Source organism: Helicobacter sp. T3_23-1056, from assembly GCF_053654535.1.
In genome coordinates this window covers 1-18,407 of record NZ_JBSIUU010000004.1, presented here as the reverse complement: position 1 = coordinate 18,407, position 18,407 = coordinate 1, and the positions used below count along the sequence as shown (strand labels likewise).

Below are 18,407 nucleotides of genomic sequence, written 5' to 3'. Positions count from 1 at the left end.
TTATATTGATTTTGTGTTGTTTTTGTGTCTTTTTTGTATCTTTTTTGTTGGTTGATTGTGCTTTTTAAAATCTATGATTTTTCAAACTTTGTTCTTTGTAAAATCTATTTATAAAATCTGTTTGAAAAAAAATCTATTTTGGCAAAATCCAACCTTATAAATCCGCATTGACAAAATCCAAAATCTACCCCACAGGGCAAGAATCTAGCTTATACGCGCTATGCAATGCACGCACCGCGCTCTCCGCAGAGCGAAGCGCGATAACCATAGAGACTTTTATCTCACTTGTAGAAATCATCATTATGTTGATATTTTCGCTTGCTAATGCGCTAAATCCCACGCTTGCCACGCCACTATGAGATTTCATACCCACGCCTACGATAGAGACTTTTGCTATATCGCAATCATACTCGATAGATTCTACATCTTTTTTAAACGATTCTAGGACTAGCTTTGTCTGCTCTATGTCGGTTTGAGGAATGGTAAAATCTATGTCTGTCTTGCCATCGCGCCCGATAGTTTGGACTATCATATCCACATTGATATTTGCATTTGCAAGCGTGCTAAATATCTCTGCTGCCACGCCCGGTCTATCGATGACATCTGCTATGCTTACTCGCGCTTGGTTTTTGTCTAGGGCGATTCCGCTTACGATTGGTTTTTCCATTATGTTCTCCTCTTTGGTGATGAGTGTGCCTTCTTTTTGGGTAAAAGAGCTTCTAGTTACAAGCGTAACCCCCCATTTTTTTGCTAGCTCCACAGAGCGATTTAGCAGGACTTTTGCGCCCATAGAGGCAAGCTCTAGCATTTCATCATAGCTGATTTTGTCGATTTTCCTTGCGTTTTTTTCTATGCGCGGGTCGGTGGTATAGACTCCATCGACATCGGTGTAGATTTCACACAAATCCGCCTTTAGCGCGCCTGCCAACGCCACCGCAGACAAATCGCTACCACCGCGTCCAAGCGTGGTAGTCTCTCCACTCGTGCTTACCCCTTGAAATCCAGCCACCACGACAATGTAGCCTTGAGATAGTAGCTCTTTTATGCGCGTGGTATTTATCGACTCGATTCGTGCTTTTGTATGCGTGGAGTCTGTGAGTATGCCTGCTTTTTCCCCACTTAGAGACATCGCTTTGTAGCCTTTGGATTCTAAGGCTATGGCTAAAAGTGCCGCTGTGATTCGCTCTCCTGCGCTTAGTGCCATATCTACTTCGCGCTCATTTGGGAGTTTGCTAAAATATTTTGTGTAGTTGATAAGCGCGTCTGTTTGCCCACTCATCGCAGAGACTACGACTACAAGTTGATTTTGCATTTGATTTTGTTCTTGGGCTTGTTTGGGATTTTTGGCGTTTAGATTTTGCGTGTTTTTGTTTTGCTCATTTGGATTTTGCGTAAAATCTATCTTGCTAGATTTTGGATTTTGGCTAGGTGGGATTTTTAGCGCGTCTATCACGCGATTTGCCACATTGTCGATTTTTTCGCAATCCCCCACACTTGTCCCGCCGTATTTTTGCACGATTAGCATTATAAATACCCCTGCGATTTGAAATAGTTTAGCACCTTGCTATACACTTCTTTTTTAAAGCTTTTGACAAGCCTAAAAACCTCTGCGATTTCTACAAAGCGATATGAGAGAAATTCTGGCGTGTGGGTTTGTAGATTGATTTTGGCATTTGGCTTTAATCGCACAAAAAAATATCGCTGATTTTGCCCATCAAAAGGCTTCATTTTCTCCCTCACTTCTTCTGGGAAATCATAGCTTATCCATTGCGGATATTCCCCCAAAATCTCCACCTCATCAGTGCCTATTTCTTCTTTTAGCTCGCGCATTAGGGCTTCTTTTGGTTTTTCCCCCTCATCTATGCCACCTTGTGGGAATTGCCACGCTTCAGGCATATCGCTTCTCTGCCCCAAAAAAAACTCACATTTTTTGGGATAATGCGCAGATACAATGATGGCTGCGACATTTGGGCGGTAATTTTTTGCCATTTTTTGCCTTTTTTAGATTTTGCTTTTTTAGATTTTAGGAGTTTTTGCATAAAGATTTTGCACAAAAAAGCGTATTGTAGCATATTTGCGTATATCTTGGCATTTGTTTTTGGATTGGCATAAATCCACGATAAAATCATTTTCAAATTTTGAAAACAACTTTTGAAAAAAAACTTTTAAAAAACTTTGAAAAATGATTTATCGCGTTTGAAGCACAAAAATTTTGCACTTTTATTGTTCGTTTTTTTTTTTTTTTGTTAAAATCACGGCTTTATTTGCATTCGCATTTTGCTTATGCGATAAATCAAAATCTAAAACAGAGCAAATAATGTCCACTTTAGATACCACACTTACGCAAATCATCTTATTATGCTAGGCTATGCGTATAAATTCTAGGTTTTGCGTATTTTTTGCATTTAGATTTCGCTTTTTGGATTCTAGTTTTTGGAAATCTATTCTTAAAAACTAGAATCTAGCCACCAAATCCACACTTCTGCTTTTACTTTGTTTTTATCTTTTTTGCCACTTTTTTCACATTTATGAAACATTTTTTGCCAAATCCTTTCTAAATTCTCTCTAAATCTTTGGGCATTATTTGGAATATCTTTTGCTTCCTTGCTAGAAATAAACAACCCAAAATATCCCAAAAACACGCTAAAACAGCGATATAAACTACTTTAGGAGAATGTGAGATGATTTCATTTGCGGTAGAATCAAAAGTCTATCCACTAGCGCACAAAGCCCTTGATTATCGCTCTTTGAGGCAGGATTTAATCGCGGGCAATATCGCCAATCAAAACACCCCATACTATCGCCCACGCGATATAGAATTTACCCAAGCACTTGCTTTGCGACAAGATGAAATTCTCTACAAAAAGCCATCAAGACAGCTTCATCTAGCACAAAGCCACAATGGACACTTAAGCCTAGAATCCTCACGCACAGCGAAGTTTGAGCATAAGCCAGATTTGTTTTTCCGCGATGGGCATTTGGCTAGAAATGACGGAAATAGCGTGGATTTAGACATTGAGACAAGTGAAATGGGCAAAAACTCCGTAGTCTATCAAGGACTAACCGTAGCCCTAAAAAAGCACAAAGGTATCCTAAACTACGCTATCGAAGCGGGCAAAAATATCTCATAAGATTTTGGGCTAGATTTTATGCCAAAAATATAAAAAGCGCAAAATCTAAAAAAGACAAAAATTAAGGAGCAAAAATGAACTTTTTTAATTCATTTGACATAAGCGGATACGGACTATCAGCACAAAGAATCCGTGCCAATCTCATCTCATCAAATATCGCCAATGCCAACACCACGCGAACCGATGAGGGAGGACCATATCGTAGGCAAATGGTATCATTTCGCGCATTTGATTTTAACAAAGCATTAAATGAACGACTAAGCAAAGAAAGCGATGAAGCAGAATATGAAGACCCGCTAAATGAGGGGGATTTGGGGAAATTACCAAAACCTGCTATAATGGGCGTTTATATCGATAAAATCGTGCGCGATGATAGGAGTCCTATTATGAAATATGAGCCTAGCCACCCTGATGCAAATTCTGAAGGCTATGTGGCATATCCAAATATCAATCCTGTCGTAGAAATGGCGGATTTAATCGAAGCTACAAGAGCGTATCAAGCAAATGTAGCGGCGTTTCAAAGTGCTAAGACGATGGCTGGCAATGCGATACTAATGATGCAGGCTTAGGCATTTTTGATTTTAAGTTTTTTGATATATTGCGATTTTAGATTTTATAAAAATAAGGAGCTAGCAAATGGACGAAATAAAAAAAGTCGGGCTAAGTAACCCCATAAGCCCAAAGCTAAATATCACGCCCGCTCAAAGCACAAATGGCAATGATAGCGAATTTACCAAGCTACTAAAAAAATCCATAGATGAGCTAAACCAAGTGCAAGAAAGCTCGGATAAAGCCCTAGCTGATATGGCAAGCGGGCAATTAAAAGATTTGCACCAAGCCGCTATCACCATAGGCAAGGCAGAAACAAGTATGAAACTAATGCTTGAAGTGCGCAACAAAGCCCTAAGCGCGTATAAAGAAATATTGCGAACTCAAGTGTAGTTTCATAAAATTCTAGTGATAATTTCTAGTGTAGTTTTGCTAAAATCCGCGATTAGAATTTTGCTTTGCAAACAAATCATAAAATAACCAAAATCCACACAAACAAAACAGACAAAATCTAATCGCTATGCCACCTAAATACCTCCCCCAAACCCCAAAACCAAAACAAAATCTAGCCACACGCAATACCCTAAACCCAAATACCCAAAACCATATTTTGCGCCCAAGACGCCAACGATTCCCAAACCACATAAGCATAGCCAAATCACGCAAAATCTTAGCCATATTTTTAGTCTTTGTGCTAATTGCGATTATTTTCCTTTTTAGCGTGTATTCTAAAGTCGCATTGCCTAGAGAATCTAAAATGCCAACGCTTAGTATCGCAAAAGAAGATGTCGCCGTGCGGGGCAATATCTACACCGCCAAAACCTACCAAGATAGCGAGGGCTACTCCCTAGCAAGAAGCAACAAACTCTACAAATTAGGCTTTAACCCACGCTCCATTGACCCAGATAAAAAAGAGCTTTTTATAACACTACTAGAAATTTATAGCGGAGTGCCTAGATACGCCATAGTAGAGAAGCTAAAACATCAAAAATACCAAATCCTATCTTACAAAATCTCTCCAAATGTCGCAGCCAACTTGCGCGCGCTAAATGCTAAATTGCTAGCGTATAATGTTTTCCGTGAATATATCGATGAAAATGGCAAAGTAGTGGGAAAAATAGGGCTTAGCGTGGAGGTAAGCGGGGTAAGCCGAGAATACCCATACAACGATATGCTAGAGCCATTTATCGGCTATGTAACCAAAAGTGAAATCGGCAGGCTTACTATGCCAATAGGCGTAGATGGCATAGAAAATGCGCGCGAAAATATATTGCGACAAAAGCAAAATGGCGAGATAGTAGGCAAGCGCGACATAGGGTTTAATATTATCCAAAGCAAGCAGGCGCATTTTACGCCACGAGAAGATGGATTTAGCGTTAGGCTTGGGATTCCATTTAGCCTCCAACAAAAGCTAGAAGAAGTGCTAGATAATGCCAAAAAAGAATACCAATCCCAAGAAATCATAGCAGGGATTCTAAACCCAAAAAATGGGCAGATTTTAGCCATAGCCACGACAAATCGATTTAATCCAAACCACATAAAAGAACAAGACAAACCACATCTAAAAATCCGCGCCATCGCAGAATCTTTTGAACCCGGTAGCACCATAAAACCCCTAATCTACGCAATGCTACTAGAAAAAAAGCTAATCAATCCACAAAGCCAAATCGATTTAGGCAATGGATACTATATGCTAGGCAAACACACCATAACCGATGATAGCATAATGCCACAAAATCCAACGATTGAAGATGTACTTTTGCATTCTAGCAATGTGGGTATGATTTTGCTTTCAAACCGCTTAAATGGGCAGGAATTTTATGATGGATTGCGCTCATTTGGGCTTGGGGAGCGCACGGGGATTGATTTGCCTAGAGAGCAAGATGGGATTATCCCCTCCATAAAAGAGCTATCAAAATCCACAGGCACTACCAAAAAATCCGTATCTTTTGGCTACGCTACACGCGTAACTTTTATGCAGCTTTTGCGGGCGTATAGCGTGTTTGCAAATGGTGGATATTTGATAACCCCCCATATCACGCAAAGCTACATTGCCCCCGATGGCAAAATCTATATCCCCTCCACTCACACGACTAAGCCAACCCAAGCTATCACAGAATCCACCGCCAAAAAAATGCAAAATCTACTTATCAAAGTCGTAGAATCAGGCACGGGCAAAGCCGCCAAAGTCGAGCAAGATGGAATCATCACAGGGGGCAAAACAGGCACAGCTAGGGAAATCGCTCAAAGTGGTGGCTATGGACAAAAGCATAATGGCTCATTTTTTGGATTTGCAACAGATAGTCAAAACACCTTTGTCATCGGGGTTGTTACCTTTGGTGCATCTGGACAGCATTATTATGGTAGTCAAAATTCTGCCCCTGTGTTTAAAAAAATAGTCGATATACTAATTGCGCAAGGTTACTTGCAACCAAAAGCCAAAAAACGCTAACTCTAAACGCAAACAACGCAAACTATGCAAAATCTACCAAAATCTACAAAAACATACAAGGAGAAATAATGAAACCTCAACATATCCAATACCCCAAAAACAGCATAAACAAAGGCAATATCAACGCTAGCAAAATCTACCATTCCATAAAATCTAATATCGCTAGGCTAAAAAACTCGGCTAGATTTTATGCTAGGCATATCACGCCTTTTGTCCCGCTAGCGTTTTTTGCGAAATATTCACAAAAAAAACGCGCGCTTTTTTATGTGCTTTTTTTGAGTCTTTTTGTGCTTGTCCCCATAGCCTTGCACGCCAAAGATTCGCTTGATACAAAAGCATTGCTTGATACGCTAAAATCTAGCGAACTCACAAACGCCAAAATCATCAGCACGCAAGATTCTAATATCAATGGATTTTCTTTTGTCATCATTCAAAAAGACAATTTTCAAATCCCATTTTTTGCTAGCAACGATGGCAAGACGCTAATGATTTTATCGAAAGAAGCCATTATTAGCCAAAATGCGGGATTTAAAAAACTACTAGAATCTACCAACAAAAAAGTCCAAGATTTTAATGAAAAAGCTAGAGAAGATGCCGTAATAGCGATATTTCAAAAATATCCAAATATGATTTTAAGGCTTGATGGCAAAAATAAGGATTCTAAAAAATCTACGACTTATCTTGTGCTAGATACAGACTGCCCTTATTGCAAACAAGAGCTTAGCAAGATTGATAGCTATCTAGCAAATGGGGATTTGCAGATTTTGATAGTAGGTGCGCTAAGCCTAGAATCCATCAAAAAAGCCGCATTTTTTTACACCAAGCTAAATGAGCAAAAAACCCAAGCAAGCAAAATATCCTACCTAAAAAAAGCCTTTGAGCCAAACTACAAAGCAGAAGCAAACATAAACGCTGATATGGCTATGAATATTTCTAGCGAGCTAGGAGGGGCAGGACTTCAAGGAGTGCCTTATATCATCAAACGATAATTTTGCGATTTTGTGGTTTTGCAGTTTTGCAGTTTTGCAAGCGATAAAAAGCGATATTTTTGTGTTTTTGCGTTGTAGTTAGTTTTTTTTCTATACAATCCTACATTAAGCCTTTGAAACAAGCCTTTTTGAAACCTTTTTAAGAAGCCTTTTTAAGCTTTTTGCAAAGTTTTTGCATCGAACCTTGATAAAGGAGCAAACTATGATACAAGCATTTAACACTACAAAAAAAACCACTCTAAAGCAACTTGCTTTTTTTGCATTTAGTGCCTTTGTCGCGCTAAATCTAAGCGGGTGTGCTTTTTTTCAAAATTCACAAAGCAAAGCAAATTCACAAGAAAAAACCGCTTCGCAAACCAAAGCCACAAAAGTAAATCCAAATATATTTGGTGGGCAATTTAGCGAAGAATCTAGAGAAGAATTTCGCCAGCTAATGCAACTTTATGCAAATGCTTATTATGAAGTCGTAACAAATGAAGACTACGAAAAAGCCACTCAAATGCTAAATGAATCTTGCAATCGCGGGCTAGGCACAGCGTGCTACTTGCTTGTGGAATTTGATGAAAATGGCAACGAAGAAGAAGACACCGAAATCGCCGCAGAAAAGCTAAAACACGACTGCCTTGCACCAAAACCTACGATTAGGAGCGGTGCTAGCTGTGCGACATTAGCCGAGCTAGTCATCAAAGAAGATGTAGAATACGCTGATGTCATCGAACAGGCACTCTATGACAAAGGTTGCCAGCTAAATGACCCGCTATCTTGCGCGAGATATGCAGCAAAATATCTAAAAAATGAAGAGCCAGATTTATACAAACGATATGCCAACAAAGCCATACGCCAAGCAGCACTAGGGTGCAATCACGGAATGGGGTTTTACTGCTTGCTTGCAGCAAACACTATCCAAATGCTCTACCAAGAGGATAAAGATGGCAAGGCAAAAGGATTTTGGAAAAGGGGCTGTGAGCTAAAAGATGGCTCAAGCTGCTATATGGTAAAAAGTATCGAGCAAAAAGAAAAGCTAGAGAGAATGCTAAAACAAAAACAAGAAGCAGAAAAAGCTGCCCAAAAAGAAGCCAACAAACAGGGGGCTACGCAGACAAAAGCGGATTCTAGCCCTAATGCAAGCGAGGTAAAAACAAACTAGCCAAAACAAATGGTTTTTGTTTTTTAAAATTTTACTCTTTTCAATTTGCAATGTTTTTAAGTCTTTAGATTTTAGTAGTATAATAATCCAAAGACAAATAAAGGAGTAGAAGATGATGCTTACAGGGACGAAAGCAATGATTCTAGCAGGCTCTATGGTGGCTAGTGGTGGGGCGATGTATTTGGCTTACAATTATGACAAGATTTCTTTTGGCAGTGGCACGCAATACACGCAACAAGAAACACAACAAATCAACGAAGATGAACTTTTGCCTATGGTGCAAGAATCCTGCAAAAAGACGATGAATGAGGAAATCGGCAGGGCGATAGGGGATAATCAGGTGCTAAAATATATGACAGATAGCGACAAAGCAGCCTACACACTCAAAGTCTCTATCACTTACAATACATTCTATGGGCGTTGCGTTCATCATTATATGGAAAACCTAGAATATCCTAATGATACCTCAATGTCAAAAGTGCTAAAAGATTTCACGCAAGAAACAGGTGGCATATCTCGCAACTAAGCAAGACTAAATCATTTTGGCAATGTGTAGGGGCTGTGATTTTGCTATGATTTTGCGTGGCGTCTAAGGGGCATTAAGAGGCTTTTTGTGAGAATCTAAAATGCCTCGCATAAATATAGTAGCCTAAATGATGTGTTGTTTTATACACCACAATGCTTGATGAACCACGATTTGCCATATATCCATTCGCGTTTATCGCCTTTGTATTTGAAGCGTTGATTAAAAAGATTGTATTTCAATGATTTTTAAAAGATTTTGACTTTAAAGCTATTTAAGCAAACTTGTTTGTGATTTTTGAGTGATTTTTTGATTTTGCGCAAATTTACAAAAAAGCATTAAAAAAAGGCATTATATGGAGCAAGCATTATTAGGATATTTTTATAGTAGCGTGGCAATCGCGCCATTTTTTATTGCCTTTATTGCGGGTGCTTTGTCGTTTTTATCCCCTTGCACTTTGCCACTTATCCCATTTTATATGTCTTATATTTCGGGCATTTCGCTAGCCGAGCTTACTGCTTTGAGTCCTAGCCAAAATAAACAAAATCCCCAAAATCTACAGACCCCAAATCCCAAAAACCTAACCCACGATTCTTTGCATTCTCCCCACAAGAAAAACGCCAAAACCACTACCAAAACTACCGACAAAACCGCCCGCACAAATGCTACCAAACCCAAAGATTCTAGCAAAACCCTATCCGCTATCCGCTACCAAATCTTTATCCGCTCTTTTGCCTTTGTGCTAGGATTTTCATTCGTGTTTATTGTGCTAGGCTCGGCATTGCGCAGTGTGTTTTTTGTGCTAGATTCTAGGATTTTAGAGATGGTTGCGGGGGCTATCGTGATTATGTTTGGGGTGCATTTTTTGGGGATTTTGCGTTTTAGATTTTTATACGCTACCAAAAAATTTAACCTAAAATTTGATGATTCCAAAGATTTTCCACTAAAATCTTTCATAGCCCCAGCCATAAAGATTCTAGCCCCATTTTTGCTAGGCGTGAGTTTTGGGCTTGGGTGGAGTCCTTGCACGGGACCTATTTTTGGCTCTATCGCGCTTATGGCTAGCACTAGCGTGGTGGGGTTTGCCCTGCTTTGCCTTTATGCGCTAGGTTTTGCCCTGCCATTTTTGCTTATCGCGCTTATGCTAGAGAGGGGCTTTGAGCTAGCAGATAGGCTAAAGCCACATTTGGCAAAAGTAGAGATTTTTTCAGGCATATTGCTTATTATCATTGGAATATTTATTATTAGCGGAGATTTGGGTAAAATCACTCAATACTTTAGCCCCCTATCTATCTAAATCCAAAAATCCAAACGAAAATCCACCCACAAACCACCCCACAAAAAGGAAAAAAATGCTACTAAAAAATGGGACAATATGTGATTATAGCCAAGAGAGAAAAGCCGATGTCCGCATAGAAAACGCCACCATTACGCAAGTAGAGCCAAACCTCACACCAAACGCAAATGAACAAATCATAGACTGCAAAGACAAAGTCATCTTGCCAGCCCTAATCGACATAGCCTACCCCAAAAACAAATCCCTATGTCGCAACACCTTGCAATCCCTTAGCCAAAAGGCATTGCAAGGTGGTATCGGTAGCATCTTGCTTAGGGCTGATACGAGTCCTAGCATTGATTCAGAAGCCATTATCGAGCTAGTATCTAGCCTAGATTCCGCGCTAAGCGTGCATTTTTTTTCTACGATTTTGCCTACCAAAAGCACGCCAAAAAATCCAAACGACACCACTTCACAAAAAGAATCTATCGCTGAAATCGCCTCTCTTGCGAGTGTAGGCGCACGCGCTATTTACTTGCCGACTTCCACTATCACAGGCTATGCCTTGCACAAAATCGCCCAATACGCCCAAATGCTACAAATCCCAATCATAGCCACCGCCAATGAAGCAAGCCTAGCCGATGGCGTAGTAGCACAAAGCGAGATAAGCTCTATTCTAGGATTGCCTTCAATCCCCGCTTTATCACAGACTATGGAAGTCGCTAGACTTAGCGAGCTAGCTAGATTTAGCCAAACCAAATGGATTTTTGATTCTATCACGCATACCCAAAGCCTAAAAATCATCGAAAATTTCAAACAAATGGGCGCAGAGATTTTGGCACAAACGCCTATCCATCACTTGATTTTCACGCACGATGACATTGGCGAATACGACACGCGATTTAAGCTATCCCCCCCGCTTGTAAGCAAAGAAGAGCGCGACTTTTTGCGCACAAACCTAAACTCCCAAATCGATATGCTTACTTGCTTGCAAAGCGATTCTTACAACTCTCTAAAAGACCAAGTATTTGAAAATGCTAGCTTTGGAATCAACGCATTTGGATTTTATTTCCCGCTAGGTTTTACCCACCTTGTCAAAAGCGGGCATATCTCACTATCGCGCTTTAGCGAGATGACCTCACACGCCCAAGCGCAAGCCTTTGGGCTAAACAAAGGTGCGATTGCGAAGGGCAAAGATGCAGATATTATCATCATAGATTTGCAATCCCACACGCAGATAAATGACGCCGTTAGCCCATATCACGCCACCACACTACACTCCAAACTAATCCACACCATAATCAATGGCGACATAAAAATCTAAGATTTTTTTTGAGGCTTTTTAATATTTTTTAAGATTTTTTGGGGGGATTATTTTTAAGGTTTTTTAGCGGATTCTTGTTGTGTGTTGCTTTTTTCATATTTAGATTTTGCAAAAACCGAAGTATTCACATATTTTGCAATGTTTCGATTTCATAAAAAATTGCGCTATTTTGCAAAACTCACTTTTTGATATTTAGCTTTTTACAAAGCCTAATCCCCACAAAATCCAAAACTTCCTAAACCCCCCGCACAAAAACAATCTTATTTTCCCCCTATCTTTGGCATACTTTTTGCTAGCAAAATGGCGATTTTCGTATATGCGACCACTCCAACACTAAGAGAGCAAAAATGGATTTAACCTCGATTCTAGGCTTAGTTTTAGCCGTTGTGTCAATCTCGGTAGGGGATATACTAGAGGGCGGAAACCCCCTGCATGTCGTGCATCTAAGCTCGTGTATCATCATTATTCCCACGACTATGTGCGCTTCTATGGCAGCTACGCACGCCTCTGCGGTCAAAGCTGCGTTTAAAGAGTTTAAAATCATTTTTATCCCTCCAAAAGTCGATATGGGAGCTAGGGTAAAAGAGATAGTCGAGCTATCTTCAGCGGCTAGACGCGATGGGATTTTGTCCCTAGAAGGGCGCGCAGCAGGGATAGAAGATGACTTTTTGCGCGAGGGGCTAAATATGGTTATTGACGGACGGGAAGCAAAATCTGTGCACGAGGATTTAGAGATAAAGCTAGAGCAAATGGAGCATTATTACCACACAGCCTCGCACTATTGGCTACTAGCGGGTGAGTCTGCGCCTACATTTGGGCTAGTGGGTGCGGTTTTGGGGCTTATGCTAGCGTTACAGTTGCTTGATGACCCACAAGCGATGGCATCAGGTATCGCGGGGGCATTTACTGCGACGGTTACAGGGATTATGACTTCGTATGCGATTTTTGGACCTTGGGGGCAAAAAATGAAAGCAAACGCAGGCGATATGATAAAAGAAAAAGAAATGATGATGGCAGGCATACTAGGCATCGCAAATGGCGAAAATCCGCGCAACCTAGAAGCCAAACTATTTGGATTTTTGCCACCGGGTGCGCCTAGAGTATCTCAATTTGAATAGCGTGGCGTTTGAGTAGCGTAGCATTTGGATAATGCAGAGCAAAATCTAAGCAAATTCTAAGCAAAATAGAATCTAAAAAGGCAAAAAATGGCAAAAAAGAAAGCAGCAGAATGCCCCGCAGGCGGCGAGAAATGGGCTGTCCCTTATGCGGACTTTCTTTCCCTGCTACTTGCGCTCTTTATCGCGCTTTGGGCGATTTCCAATACCGATGCCTCTAAAGCAAAGGCTATGAGCGATGCGATGATAAATGTGTTTAATGTGCCTCGCCCTAGCGTTACATTTCAGCCACTTATCCAGCGACCGCCAGACCCCGGACAAGTGAGAGAATCCACAGAGGGGAGTATGCCTCACACCTCCGATGGTGCTTCGCCGTCATTTGCGAGTGCAGGCGCAGTCTCTCAAATGCAGATGGCTATCCAAGATGGCGGGGTATTAGAGCAAATAGAGCAGGGAATCGTTCTTAGATTGCCCGTTTTTTTGCCATTTGAGCAGGGCAAGGCAGATATTGCGTATAATGAAAACACCCTCTCTGTCCGCAGAATTGCCGAAGTGCTAAACAAACTCCCAGAAGAAGTCAAAATCGACATACGAGGCTACACAGATGATAAACCCCTACCAAAAGGCTCGCCATTTAGAGACAACTATGATTTAGCCGCCGCACGCGCTAGAGTCGTTACAGAGGGGCTATTTAAAAACGGCGCAACGCATAGCAATATATCCTACTCTGCGCACGGCTCTTCTAGCCCATCTGCGCCAAACACCACCGCGCAAAATCAGCAAAACAACAACCGCGTGGAGATTTTTATATTTACCTCTCCCACAGGGCTTAGGGGGCTAAAATCCGTGCTAGATGAAAATATGAGCGGGACAACGCTAGAAGATGGCACACCATTTAATTAAGTTTTGATTAGGTTTTTTTGTCATTGCGAGCGCAACTTGTTGCGCGTGGCAATCTATAAACAAAAAAACATTGTCATACTGAGTTTTCGCAAGAAAACCGAAGTATCTCACAATCTAAAAAGATAAACAGAGATATTTCGCGCTCACGCGCTCAATATGACAAAGAAATATCCGTCATTGTGAGTGGGCTTGTCAAAAGAACTGTCATTGCGAGCGAGTGAAACGAGCGTGGCAATCTATAAAAAAACAAAAAAACATTGTCATACTGAGGTTTCGCAAGAAACCGAAGTATCTCAAAACTTCAAAAAGCAAACAGAGATATTTCGCGCTCACGCGCTTAATATGACAAAGAAATTTTCGTCATTGCGAGCGGATTTTGATAAATCAAAATCCGCGTGGCACAAGCCCCACAGCTACGAAGTAGCGATTTAGCGCGTAAGCGCGAGTGGGCGCAGTTGTGCAAGCAAAATCCAAAATCCCCCTCCCTTGCGGAGGGGGCTAGGGGGTGGGTTTTTTGGTGAGTTTTTTTTTTGTGGGTTTGCGTCATTGCGAGCGAGTGAAACGAGCGTGGCAATCTATTGTTTTTATCATTAAAAGAAAATACATTTTTGTCATTGCGAGATTCTAGGCTTTTGTCAAAAAGACTAGAATCGTGGCAATCTATCATTACAAATTACCAAAACACACATTTAGCAAATTTAATCAAATAGATTGCGACGCATTAGATTCTGCGAAAACGCAGAATCTAATGCGTCGCAATGACAGCAGTGAAAATTCTCACAATGACGATAAAAATTCCCTTAATTTGCGAAGTATTTTGCCTTTTGTCCCCCTCCATTTGCGGAGTTGCCAAATTTCCCCCTCCCTTGCGGAGGGGGATTAAAGGGGGTGGGTTTTTTGTGGGTTTGCGTCATTGCGAGCGAGTGAAACGAGCGTGGCAATCTATTGTTTTTATCATTGAAAGAAATTGCATTTTTGTCATTGCGAGATTCTAGGCTTTTGTCAAAAAGACTAGAATCGTGGCAATCCAAACTCTACAAAGTCAAAAAAAACATATTTTGCGATTTTGATGATATAGATTGCCACGCATTAGATTCTGCAAAAATGCAGAATCTAATTACTCGTAATGACGGAAATTTTGTCATATTGAGCGTTAGCGAAATATCTCTACTTACAATTTTGAGGTTTTGAGTTGCTTCGGTTTCTTGCAAAACCTCAGTATGACAATGTTTTTTGTTTATAGATTGCCACGCGGATTTTATACAAAATCCGCTCGCAATGACGGAGTGGTTTTGGATTGCCGCAGATTTTAGCAAGTCAAATCCGCGTAGAAATAGCAACATAATTTGTCATATTTCAGCTTTTGCAAAAAGACAAAGTATTAAAAAAAACGCGTTTTTGCTAGCCTTTTTATTACCCCAAAAGCACCAAGCTAGCCATTTATTGTTTGCAAAAAATCTTTTATTCGTTTTTTTGCTTCGTTTGATTCTAGGATTATTAGTGCTTCACAAAGCCCGATTCCACCGCCTTTGCCAAGTAGTGCCAATCTTAGCGCGGGCATAAATTTACCGATTTTTAGCCCGCCATTTTCTTTTGAGCCACTCTCTTTTGAAGTATTTTTATTTAAGCCATTTTTGTTTGAGAGATTTTCGTTTGATAGATTTTTGTCCGCGCGATTTTTATCCACAAATGATTCTACAAATGCGTGCAAAAACGCTTCCATTTTTTCCGCGCTTTCAAACGCCTCATAAAACCCCTCTTTTTCTGTCAATTCGCCCAAAGCCCTAAGCACAAGAGAATCTAGCTTTTTTACCATTTTTTCATCATAGCCATTGCCACCCTCTCCACTTGGCGGGGTAAATATTTCCCTGCATTGCGCGCTAAATTCTATCAAAGTCTTGCTTCTATCTTTTAGCAAGGCATATAGCATATCGCGCTTAGTCTTATCCTCCATCTTTGCTATGCCAAACTCGCTTAAAAGCCCCTCTAGCCGTTTATTATCGCATTGCTTGATATAATGCTGATTTAGCCATAGGAATTTTTCTTGATTGTATCTGCTAGGCGAGCTTCCAAGCGCATCGGTGCTAAAGCATTCTTTCATCTCATCTAGTGAAAAAATCTCTTTATCCTCATAGCTAAACCCAAGCCTCACCAAAAAATTTAAAATCGCTTCAGGCAAATACCCCATAAGTTTGTAGTCCATTACGCCCATCGCGCCATCTCGTTTGGATAGCTTTTTGCCCTCTGGATTTAGAATCATCGGTATGTGAAAAAACTTTGGCAGGCTAAATCCTAGCGCGTTATACACGATGATTTGCTTTGGTGTGTTGCTCGTGTGGTCATCGCCTCTTATGACATCTGTTACGCCCATAAGCGCGTCATCTAACGCCACGACAAAATTATAAGTAGGACTACCATCAGAGCGCATAATGATAAAATCATCTAGCTCTTTTGCGTTTATAGTGATTTTGCCTTTTATGCCATCTATGAAGCTTATTTCGCCACTCAAAGGGGCTTTTATGCGGATTACGGGCGTTATGTCTTTGGGGGGAGTGCCACTAAAATCGCGGTATCGATTATCATATTTTGGCGTCTCCCCTCGCGCTCTTTGTTCCTCGCGCAGAGATTCTAGCTCATCTTTGCTCATATAGCAGTAGTATGCCCTGCCCTCATCTATGAGCTTTTTTGCGTATTTGGCATAGATTTCAAATCTATCACTTTGATAGACTATGCCATTATTTTGTTCTTTTGCTTCCTCACTTTTGTCGTGCTCTAGCCCCACCCATTCAAACGACTTAATAATCGCTTTTGCAGCGTCTTTTGAATTGCGCGATAAATCCGTATCCTCAATGCGAAGCAAAAATTTTCCGCCGTTTTTTCTAGCGTGGAGGTAGTTAAAAAGCGCGGTGCGAAGCCCGCCTATGTGGAGATAGCCTGTGGGAGATGGGGCAAATCTTGTAACGATTTGTTTGTTTTTGTTTGGCATTTTGTTTTCCTTTTTTGCGTTATTTGTGCGTTTGTGGCGGTTTTTGTTGCCTAGTGGCGTGTGATTTTGACTAGAAATCGTAAAGATAGAATTTTAAAAAACGGATTCTAGCAGATTTTGGCTTAGAATCCTTTTAGATTCTAAGCATTAAAGATTTGCAAAATCTATAAAGCGATTTTAAGTCATTTTGCGCTAGTATTTTGCGATTTTGCATACTAAGATTTTCATACCAAATATAAAGGCGTCTTACATAAATGTTTCTAACGATTTTATACATCATCGGTATCAGCGCGGAAGCGATGAGCGCAGCCCTCATCGCAGGACGACACAAAATGGACTTAATCGGCGTGCTTTTTATCGCGCTTGCCGCAGCGATTGGCGGGGGGAGCGTGCGAGATGTGCTTTTTGCGCATTATCCGCTCACTTGGGTAGCACACCCCCAATACATCATCGTAGTATGCGTAGCCGCACTGCTTACCACGCTTATCCCCCGTGTGATAGCGAGGCTAGAGCGATTATTTTTGGCATTAGATGCGCTAGGGCTTGTGGTATTTGCAGTCATCGGCGCAGAAGTAGTGCGCACCGAGCTAGCAAATATGAGCGAAGAAGCGCAGGCGTATGGTATCGTGCTAGTGGTATGCGGAGCGGTCATCACGGGGGTTTTTGGTGGGGTTTTGCGTGATATATTTTGCGGTGTAGTCCCGCTTGTGTTTCGCCAAGAGCTTTATGCGTTTGTGGCGATTCTCACAGGCGTGCTTTATTATTTGCTGATTTTGTGGGGATTTAGCGTGCATAATGCGAGCATTATCTCTCTTATCGTGGGATTTAGCCTAAGAATGCTAGCGATTCGCTATAAACTAAGTATGCCGATATTTTCCTACGAAGATGAGCCAAAATTCCCAAAAATAAGAAAAAGCGAAAAATAGATTCTATGCTTTTGGATACTTCATTTTCTGCGAAACATCAGTATGACAAAAAACGGCATAGATTGCCACGCAAGTCTTGCGACTTGTTCGCAATGACAAAAAACAACACTACACCAAAACAAAATCCAAACACAAAGGACAAACAATGATATGCGTATTTGACATAGAAACCGTGCCAGACATAGAGCTACTAAAAGCCTACCACAACCTAGATTCTACCCTAAGCGAAATAGAGGTGTGCAAATACGCCTTTAACGCGCAAAAAGAAAAAAGCGGGAGTGAGTTTTTGCCTATATATTGGCATAGGGTGGTGAGTATCGCTAGCGTGGTATGCGATGAATACGGGAGGTTTATCAAAGTTGGCAATTTTGGCAAAAAAGATTCTAAAATGCCAAGCACAAAATCCACGCAAACAGATTCTAACGATTCTAGCCATTTCACACATTTAGCCGATGAGAAACAAATTTTAAGCGATTTTTTGGGGTTTATAAATTCCAAAGAACCGCGCTTAGTCAGCTTTAATGGCAGGGGGTTTGATTTGCCAACCATAATGCTCCGCGCTATGCGCTACAACCTAAGCGCGTTTGGCTACTATGAAGAGCAAAATGAAAGCAAAACCAAAAGCAAATGGGAAAACTACCGCGCACGATATAGCGAAAAATGGCACACGGATTTGCTTGAATGTTTGGGGCATTTTGGCGCGGTGCGCACGCTAAACCTAGATAATGTCTGCAAAATGCTAGGGATTGTCGGCAAATACGAAGTAAGCGGGGGCGATGTGTATTCGCTCTACTATGGTGAAAAAGACATAGAAAAAATCGATTTTTACTGCCAAAGCGATGTGCTAAACACTTATTGGCTATACCTAAAATACGCGATTCTAAAAGATGAGCTGCGAGTGGAGGACTATGCGGGGATTTTGGAGGATTTTAGAGACAAGCTACCAAAAGATAGGGCATATAGCCAAGCTTTCCTAAGCAATCTCAACGCCGAGCTAGAAAAAATCCGCCCATAAATGCACATCTTGCAATATATTTCTTGCCATACTAATGAGCTTTTTTAACCCCGCCGTATGACGATAGCTGT

General features: G+C 40.9%; 22 protein-coding genes and 1 pseudogene. 17 read left to right on the top strand and 6 right to left on the bottom strand.

Annotated elements, in window-relative coordinates:
• Positions 1-184 precede the first annotated feature (184 nt).
• From ACWIUO_RS02780 to ACWIUO_RS02770, 3 genes are all read right to left on the bottom strand, one after another.
• Positions 185-1,525 carry an aspartate kinase gene (locus ACWIUO_RS02780; RefSeq protein ID WP_454176420.1) on the bottom strand — a complete coding sequence of 447 codons (1,341 nt, stop codon included), beginning with the start codon at positions 1,523-1,525 and terminating at the stop codon, positions 185-187.
• On the bottom strand, positions 1,525-1,989 hold the full coding sequence (locus tag ACWIUO_RS02775) for an RNA pyrophosphohydrolase (protein WP_454176419.1): 465 nt from the start codon (positions 1,987-1,989) through the stop codon (positions 1,525-1,527). The genes ACWIUO_RS02780 and ACWIUO_RS02775 overlap by 1 nt, the downstream gene beginning before the upstream one ends.
• A gap of 458 nt (positions 1,990-2,447) precedes the next feature.
• On the bottom strand, positions 2,448-2,621 hold the full coding sequence (locus ACWIUO_RS02770) for a hypothetical protein (protein WP_454176418.1): 174 nt from the start codon (positions 2,619-2,621) through the stop codon (positions 2,448-2,450).
• A 60-nt stretch (positions 2,622-2,681) separates the two neighbouring features.
• Here ACWIUO_RS02770 and flgB point away from each other — a divergent pair, with 60 nt between their 5' ends.
• The 14 genes and pseudogenes from flgB to ACWIUO_RS02700 all read left to right on the top strand — a co-directional run bounded on the left by flgB (position 2,682) and on the right by ACWIUO_RS02700 (position 14,119).
• Entirely contained in the window at positions 2,682-3,131 is a 450-nt protein-coding gene (flgB, locus tag ACWIUO_RS02765) for a flagellar basal body rod protein FlgB (protein WP_454171371.1), read from the top strand.
• 74 nt (positions 3,132-3,205) lie between these two features.
• Positions 3,206-3,700 (top strand): flagellar basal body rod protein FlgC, encoded by a 495-nt coding sequence (gene flgC, locus ACWIUO_RS02760; RefSeq protein WP_454171369.1) that lies wholly within the window; start codon positions 3,206-3,208, stop codon positions 3,698-3,700.
• Between the two features lie 67 nt (positions 3,701-3,767).
• Entirely contained in the window at positions 3,768-4,073 is a 306-nt protein-coding gene (fliE, locus tag ACWIUO_RS02755) for a flagellar hook-basal body complex protein FliE (RefSeq protein WP_454176417.1), read from the top strand.
• Positions 4,074-4,200: 127 nt separating this feature from the next.
• Positions 4,201-6,132: a peptidoglycan D,D-transpeptidase FtsI family protein gene (locus ACWIUO_RS02750; protein ID WP_454176416.1), complete on the top strand. Its 1,932-nt coding sequence runs from the start codon at positions 4,201-4,203 to the stop codon at positions 6,130-6,132.
• A 68-nt stretch (positions 6,133-6,200) separates the two neighbouring features.
• Entirely contained in the window at positions 6,201-7,121 is a 921-nt protein-coding gene (locus ACWIUO_RS02745) for a hypothetical protein (RefSeq protein WP_454176415.1), read from the top strand.
• 202 nt (positions 7,122-7,323) lie between these two features.
• Positions 7,324-8,268 (top strand): hypothetical protein, encoded by a 945-nt coding sequence (locus ACWIUO_RS02740; protein WP_454176414.1) that lies wholly within the window; start codon positions 7,324-7,326, stop codon positions 8,266-8,268.
• A gap of 112 nt (positions 8,269-8,380) precedes the next feature.
• On the top strand, positions 8,381-8,794 hold the full coding sequence (locus tag ACWIUO_RS02735; RefSeq protein WP_454176413.1) for a hypothetical protein: 414 nt from the start codon (positions 8,381-8,383) through the stop codon (positions 8,792-8,794).
• A 352-nt stretch (positions 8,795-9,146) separates the two neighbouring features.
• Positions 9,147-9,305 (top strand): annotated as a pseudogene (locus ACWIUO_RS02730) (cytochrome C biogenesis protein); the annotation flags it as partial.
• 838 nt (positions 9,306-10,143) lie between these two features.
• Positions 10,144-11,391: an amidohydrolase family protein gene (locus ACWIUO_RS02725; RefSeq protein ID WP_454176412.1), complete on the top strand. Its 1,248-nt coding sequence runs from the start codon at positions 10,144-10,146 to the stop codon at positions 11,389-11,391.
• Positions 11,392-11,738: 347 nt separating this feature from the next.
• Positions 11,739-12,509 (top strand): flagellar motor stator protein MotA, encoded by a 771-nt coding sequence (motA, locus tag ACWIUO_RS02720; protein WP_454176411.1) that lies wholly within the window; start codon positions 11,739-11,741, stop codon positions 12,507-12,509.
• 87 nt (positions 12,510-12,596) lie between these two features.
• Complete coding sequence (locus ACWIUO_RS02715; protein ID WP_454176410.1) at positions 12,597-13,409, top strand: flagellar motor protein MotB; 813 nt, start codon at positions 12,597-12,599, stop codon at positions 13,407-13,409.
• Between the two features lie 189 nt (positions 13,410-13,598).
• Positions 13,599-13,841 (top strand): hypothetical protein, encoded by a 243-nt coding sequence (locus ACWIUO_RS02710; protein WP_454176409.1) that lies wholly within the window; start codon positions 13,599-13,601, stop codon positions 13,839-13,841.
• Positions 13,805-13,930, top strand: coding sequence for a hypothetical protein (locus ACWIUO_RS02705; RefSeq protein ID WP_454176408.1), 126 nt, complete (start codon positions 13,805-13,807; stop codon positions 13,928-13,930). The genes ACWIUO_RS02710 and ACWIUO_RS02705 overlap by 37 nt, the downstream gene beginning before the upstream one ends.
• Positions 13,931-13,987: 57 nt before the next feature.
• A complete protein-coding gene (locus ACWIUO_RS02700; protein ID WP_454176407.1) occupies positions 13,988-14,119 on the top strand; it encodes a hypothetical protein in 132 nt (43 codons plus the stop codon).
• Between the two features lie 90 nt (positions 14,120-14,209).
• Here ACWIUO_RS02700 and ACWIUO_RS02695 read toward each other — a convergent pair whose 3' ends face one another.
• The 3 genes from ACWIUO_RS02695 to gltX form a co-directional block, all read right to left on the bottom strand.
• Positions 14,210-14,440: a hypothetical protein gene (locus tag ACWIUO_RS02695; RefSeq protein ID WP_454176406.1), complete on the bottom strand. Its 231-nt coding sequence runs from the start codon at positions 14,438-14,440 to the stop codon at positions 14,210-14,212.
• Between the two features lie 3 nt (positions 14,441-14,443).
• Positions 14,444-14,752 (bottom strand): hypothetical protein, encoded by a 309-nt coding sequence (locus tag ACWIUO_RS02690; protein WP_454176405.1) that lies wholly within the window; start codon positions 14,750-14,752, stop codon positions 14,444-14,446.
• 89 nt (positions 14,753-14,841) lie between these two features.
• Entirely contained in the window at positions 14,842-16,395 is a 1,554-nt protein-coding gene (gltX, locus tag ACWIUO_RS02685; RefSeq protein ID WP_454176404.1) for a glutamate--tRNA ligase, read from the bottom strand.
• A gap of 254 nt (positions 16,396-16,649) precedes the next feature.
• On the opposite strand from gltX, the gene ACWIUO_RS02680 reads away from it, so the two are divergent.
• From ACWIUO_RS02680 to ACWIUO_RS02670, 3 genes are read left to right on the top strand one after another with little or no spacing between them, the layout of a single operon-like run.
• Positions 16,650-17,321: a trimeric intracellular cation channel family protein gene (locus ACWIUO_RS02680; protein WP_454176403.1), complete on the top strand. Its 672-nt coding sequence runs from the start codon at positions 16,650-16,652 to the stop codon at positions 17,319-17,321.
• Positions 17,322-17,326: 5 nt separating this feature from the next.
• Complete coding sequence (locus ACWIUO_RS02675; protein ID WP_454176402.1) at positions 17,327-17,470, top strand: hypothetical protein; 144 nt, start codon at positions 17,327-17,329, stop codon at positions 17,468-17,470.
• Entirely contained in the window at positions 17,467-18,336 is an 870-nt protein-coding gene (locus tag ACWIUO_RS02670) for a 3'-5' exonuclease (RefSeq protein WP_454176401.1), read from the top strand. The genes ACWIUO_RS02675 and ACWIUO_RS02670 overlap by 4 nt, the downstream gene beginning before the upstream one ends.
• Positions 18,337-18,407 lie beyond the last annotated feature (71 nt).

Coding starts and splice junctions, on each gene's coding strand:
- ACWIUO_RS02780 (WP_454176420.1), bottom strand. CDS start 1,525: ATGCTAATCGTGCAAAAATACGGCGGGACAAGTGTGGGGGATTGCGAA.
- ACWIUO_RS02775 (WP_454176419.1), bottom strand. CDS start 1,989: ATGGCAAAAAATTACCGCCCAAATGTCGCAGCCATCATTGTATCTGCG.
- flgB (WP_454171371.1), top strand. CDS start 2,682: ATGATTTCATTTGCGGTAGAATCAAAAGTCTATCCACTAGCGCACAAA.
- flgC (WP_454171369.1), top strand. CDS start 3,206: ATGAACTTTTTTAATTCATTTGACATAAGCGGATACGGACTATCAGCA.
- fliE (WP_454176417.1), top strand. CDS start 3,768: ATGGACGAAATAAAAAAAGTCGGGCTAAGTAACCCCATAAGCCCAAAG.
- ACWIUO_RS02750 (WP_454176416.1), top strand. CDS start 4,201: ATGCCACCTAAATACCTCCCCCAAACCCCAAAACCAAAACAAAATCTA.
- ACWIUO_RS02745 (WP_454176415.1), top strand. CDS start 6,201: ATGAAACCTCAACATATCCAATACCCCAAAAACAGCATAAACAAAGGC.
- ACWIUO_RS02740 (WP_454176414.1), top strand. CDS start 7,324: ATGATACAAGCATTTAACACTACAAAAAAAACCACTCTAAAGCAACTT.
- ACWIUO_RS02735 (WP_454176413.1), top strand. CDS start 8,381: ATGATGCTTACAGGGACGAAAGCAATGATTCTAGCAGGCTCTATGGTG.
- ACWIUO_RS02725 (WP_454176412.1), top strand. CDS start 10,144: ATGCTACTAAAAAATGGGACAATATGTGATTATAGCCAAGAGAGAAAA.
- motA (WP_454176411.1), top strand. CDS start 11,739: ATGGATTTAACCTCGATTCTAGGCTTAGTTTTAGCCGTTGTGTCAATC.
- ACWIUO_RS02715 (WP_454176410.1), top strand. CDS start 12,597: ATGGCAAAAAAGAAAGCAGCAGAATGCCCCGCAGGCGGCGAGAAATGG.
- ACWIUO_RS02690 (WP_454176405.1), bottom strand. CDS start 14,752: ATGTTGCTATTTCTACGCGGATTTGACTTGCTAAAATCTGCGGCAATC.
- gltX (WP_454176404.1), bottom strand. CDS start 16,395: ATGCCAAACAAAAACAAACAAATCGTTACAAGATTTGCCCCATCTCCC.
- ACWIUO_RS02680 (WP_454176403.1), top strand. CDS start 16,650: ATGTTTCTAACGATTTTATACATCATCGGTATCAGCGCGGAAGCGATG.
- ACWIUO_RS02675 (WP_454176402.1), top strand. CDS start 17,327: ATGCTTTTGGATACTTCATTTTCTGCGAAACATCAGTATGACAAAAAA.
- ACWIUO_RS02670 (WP_454176401.1), top strand. CDS start 17,467: ATGATATGCGTATTTGACATAGAAACCGTGCCAGACATAGAGCTACTA.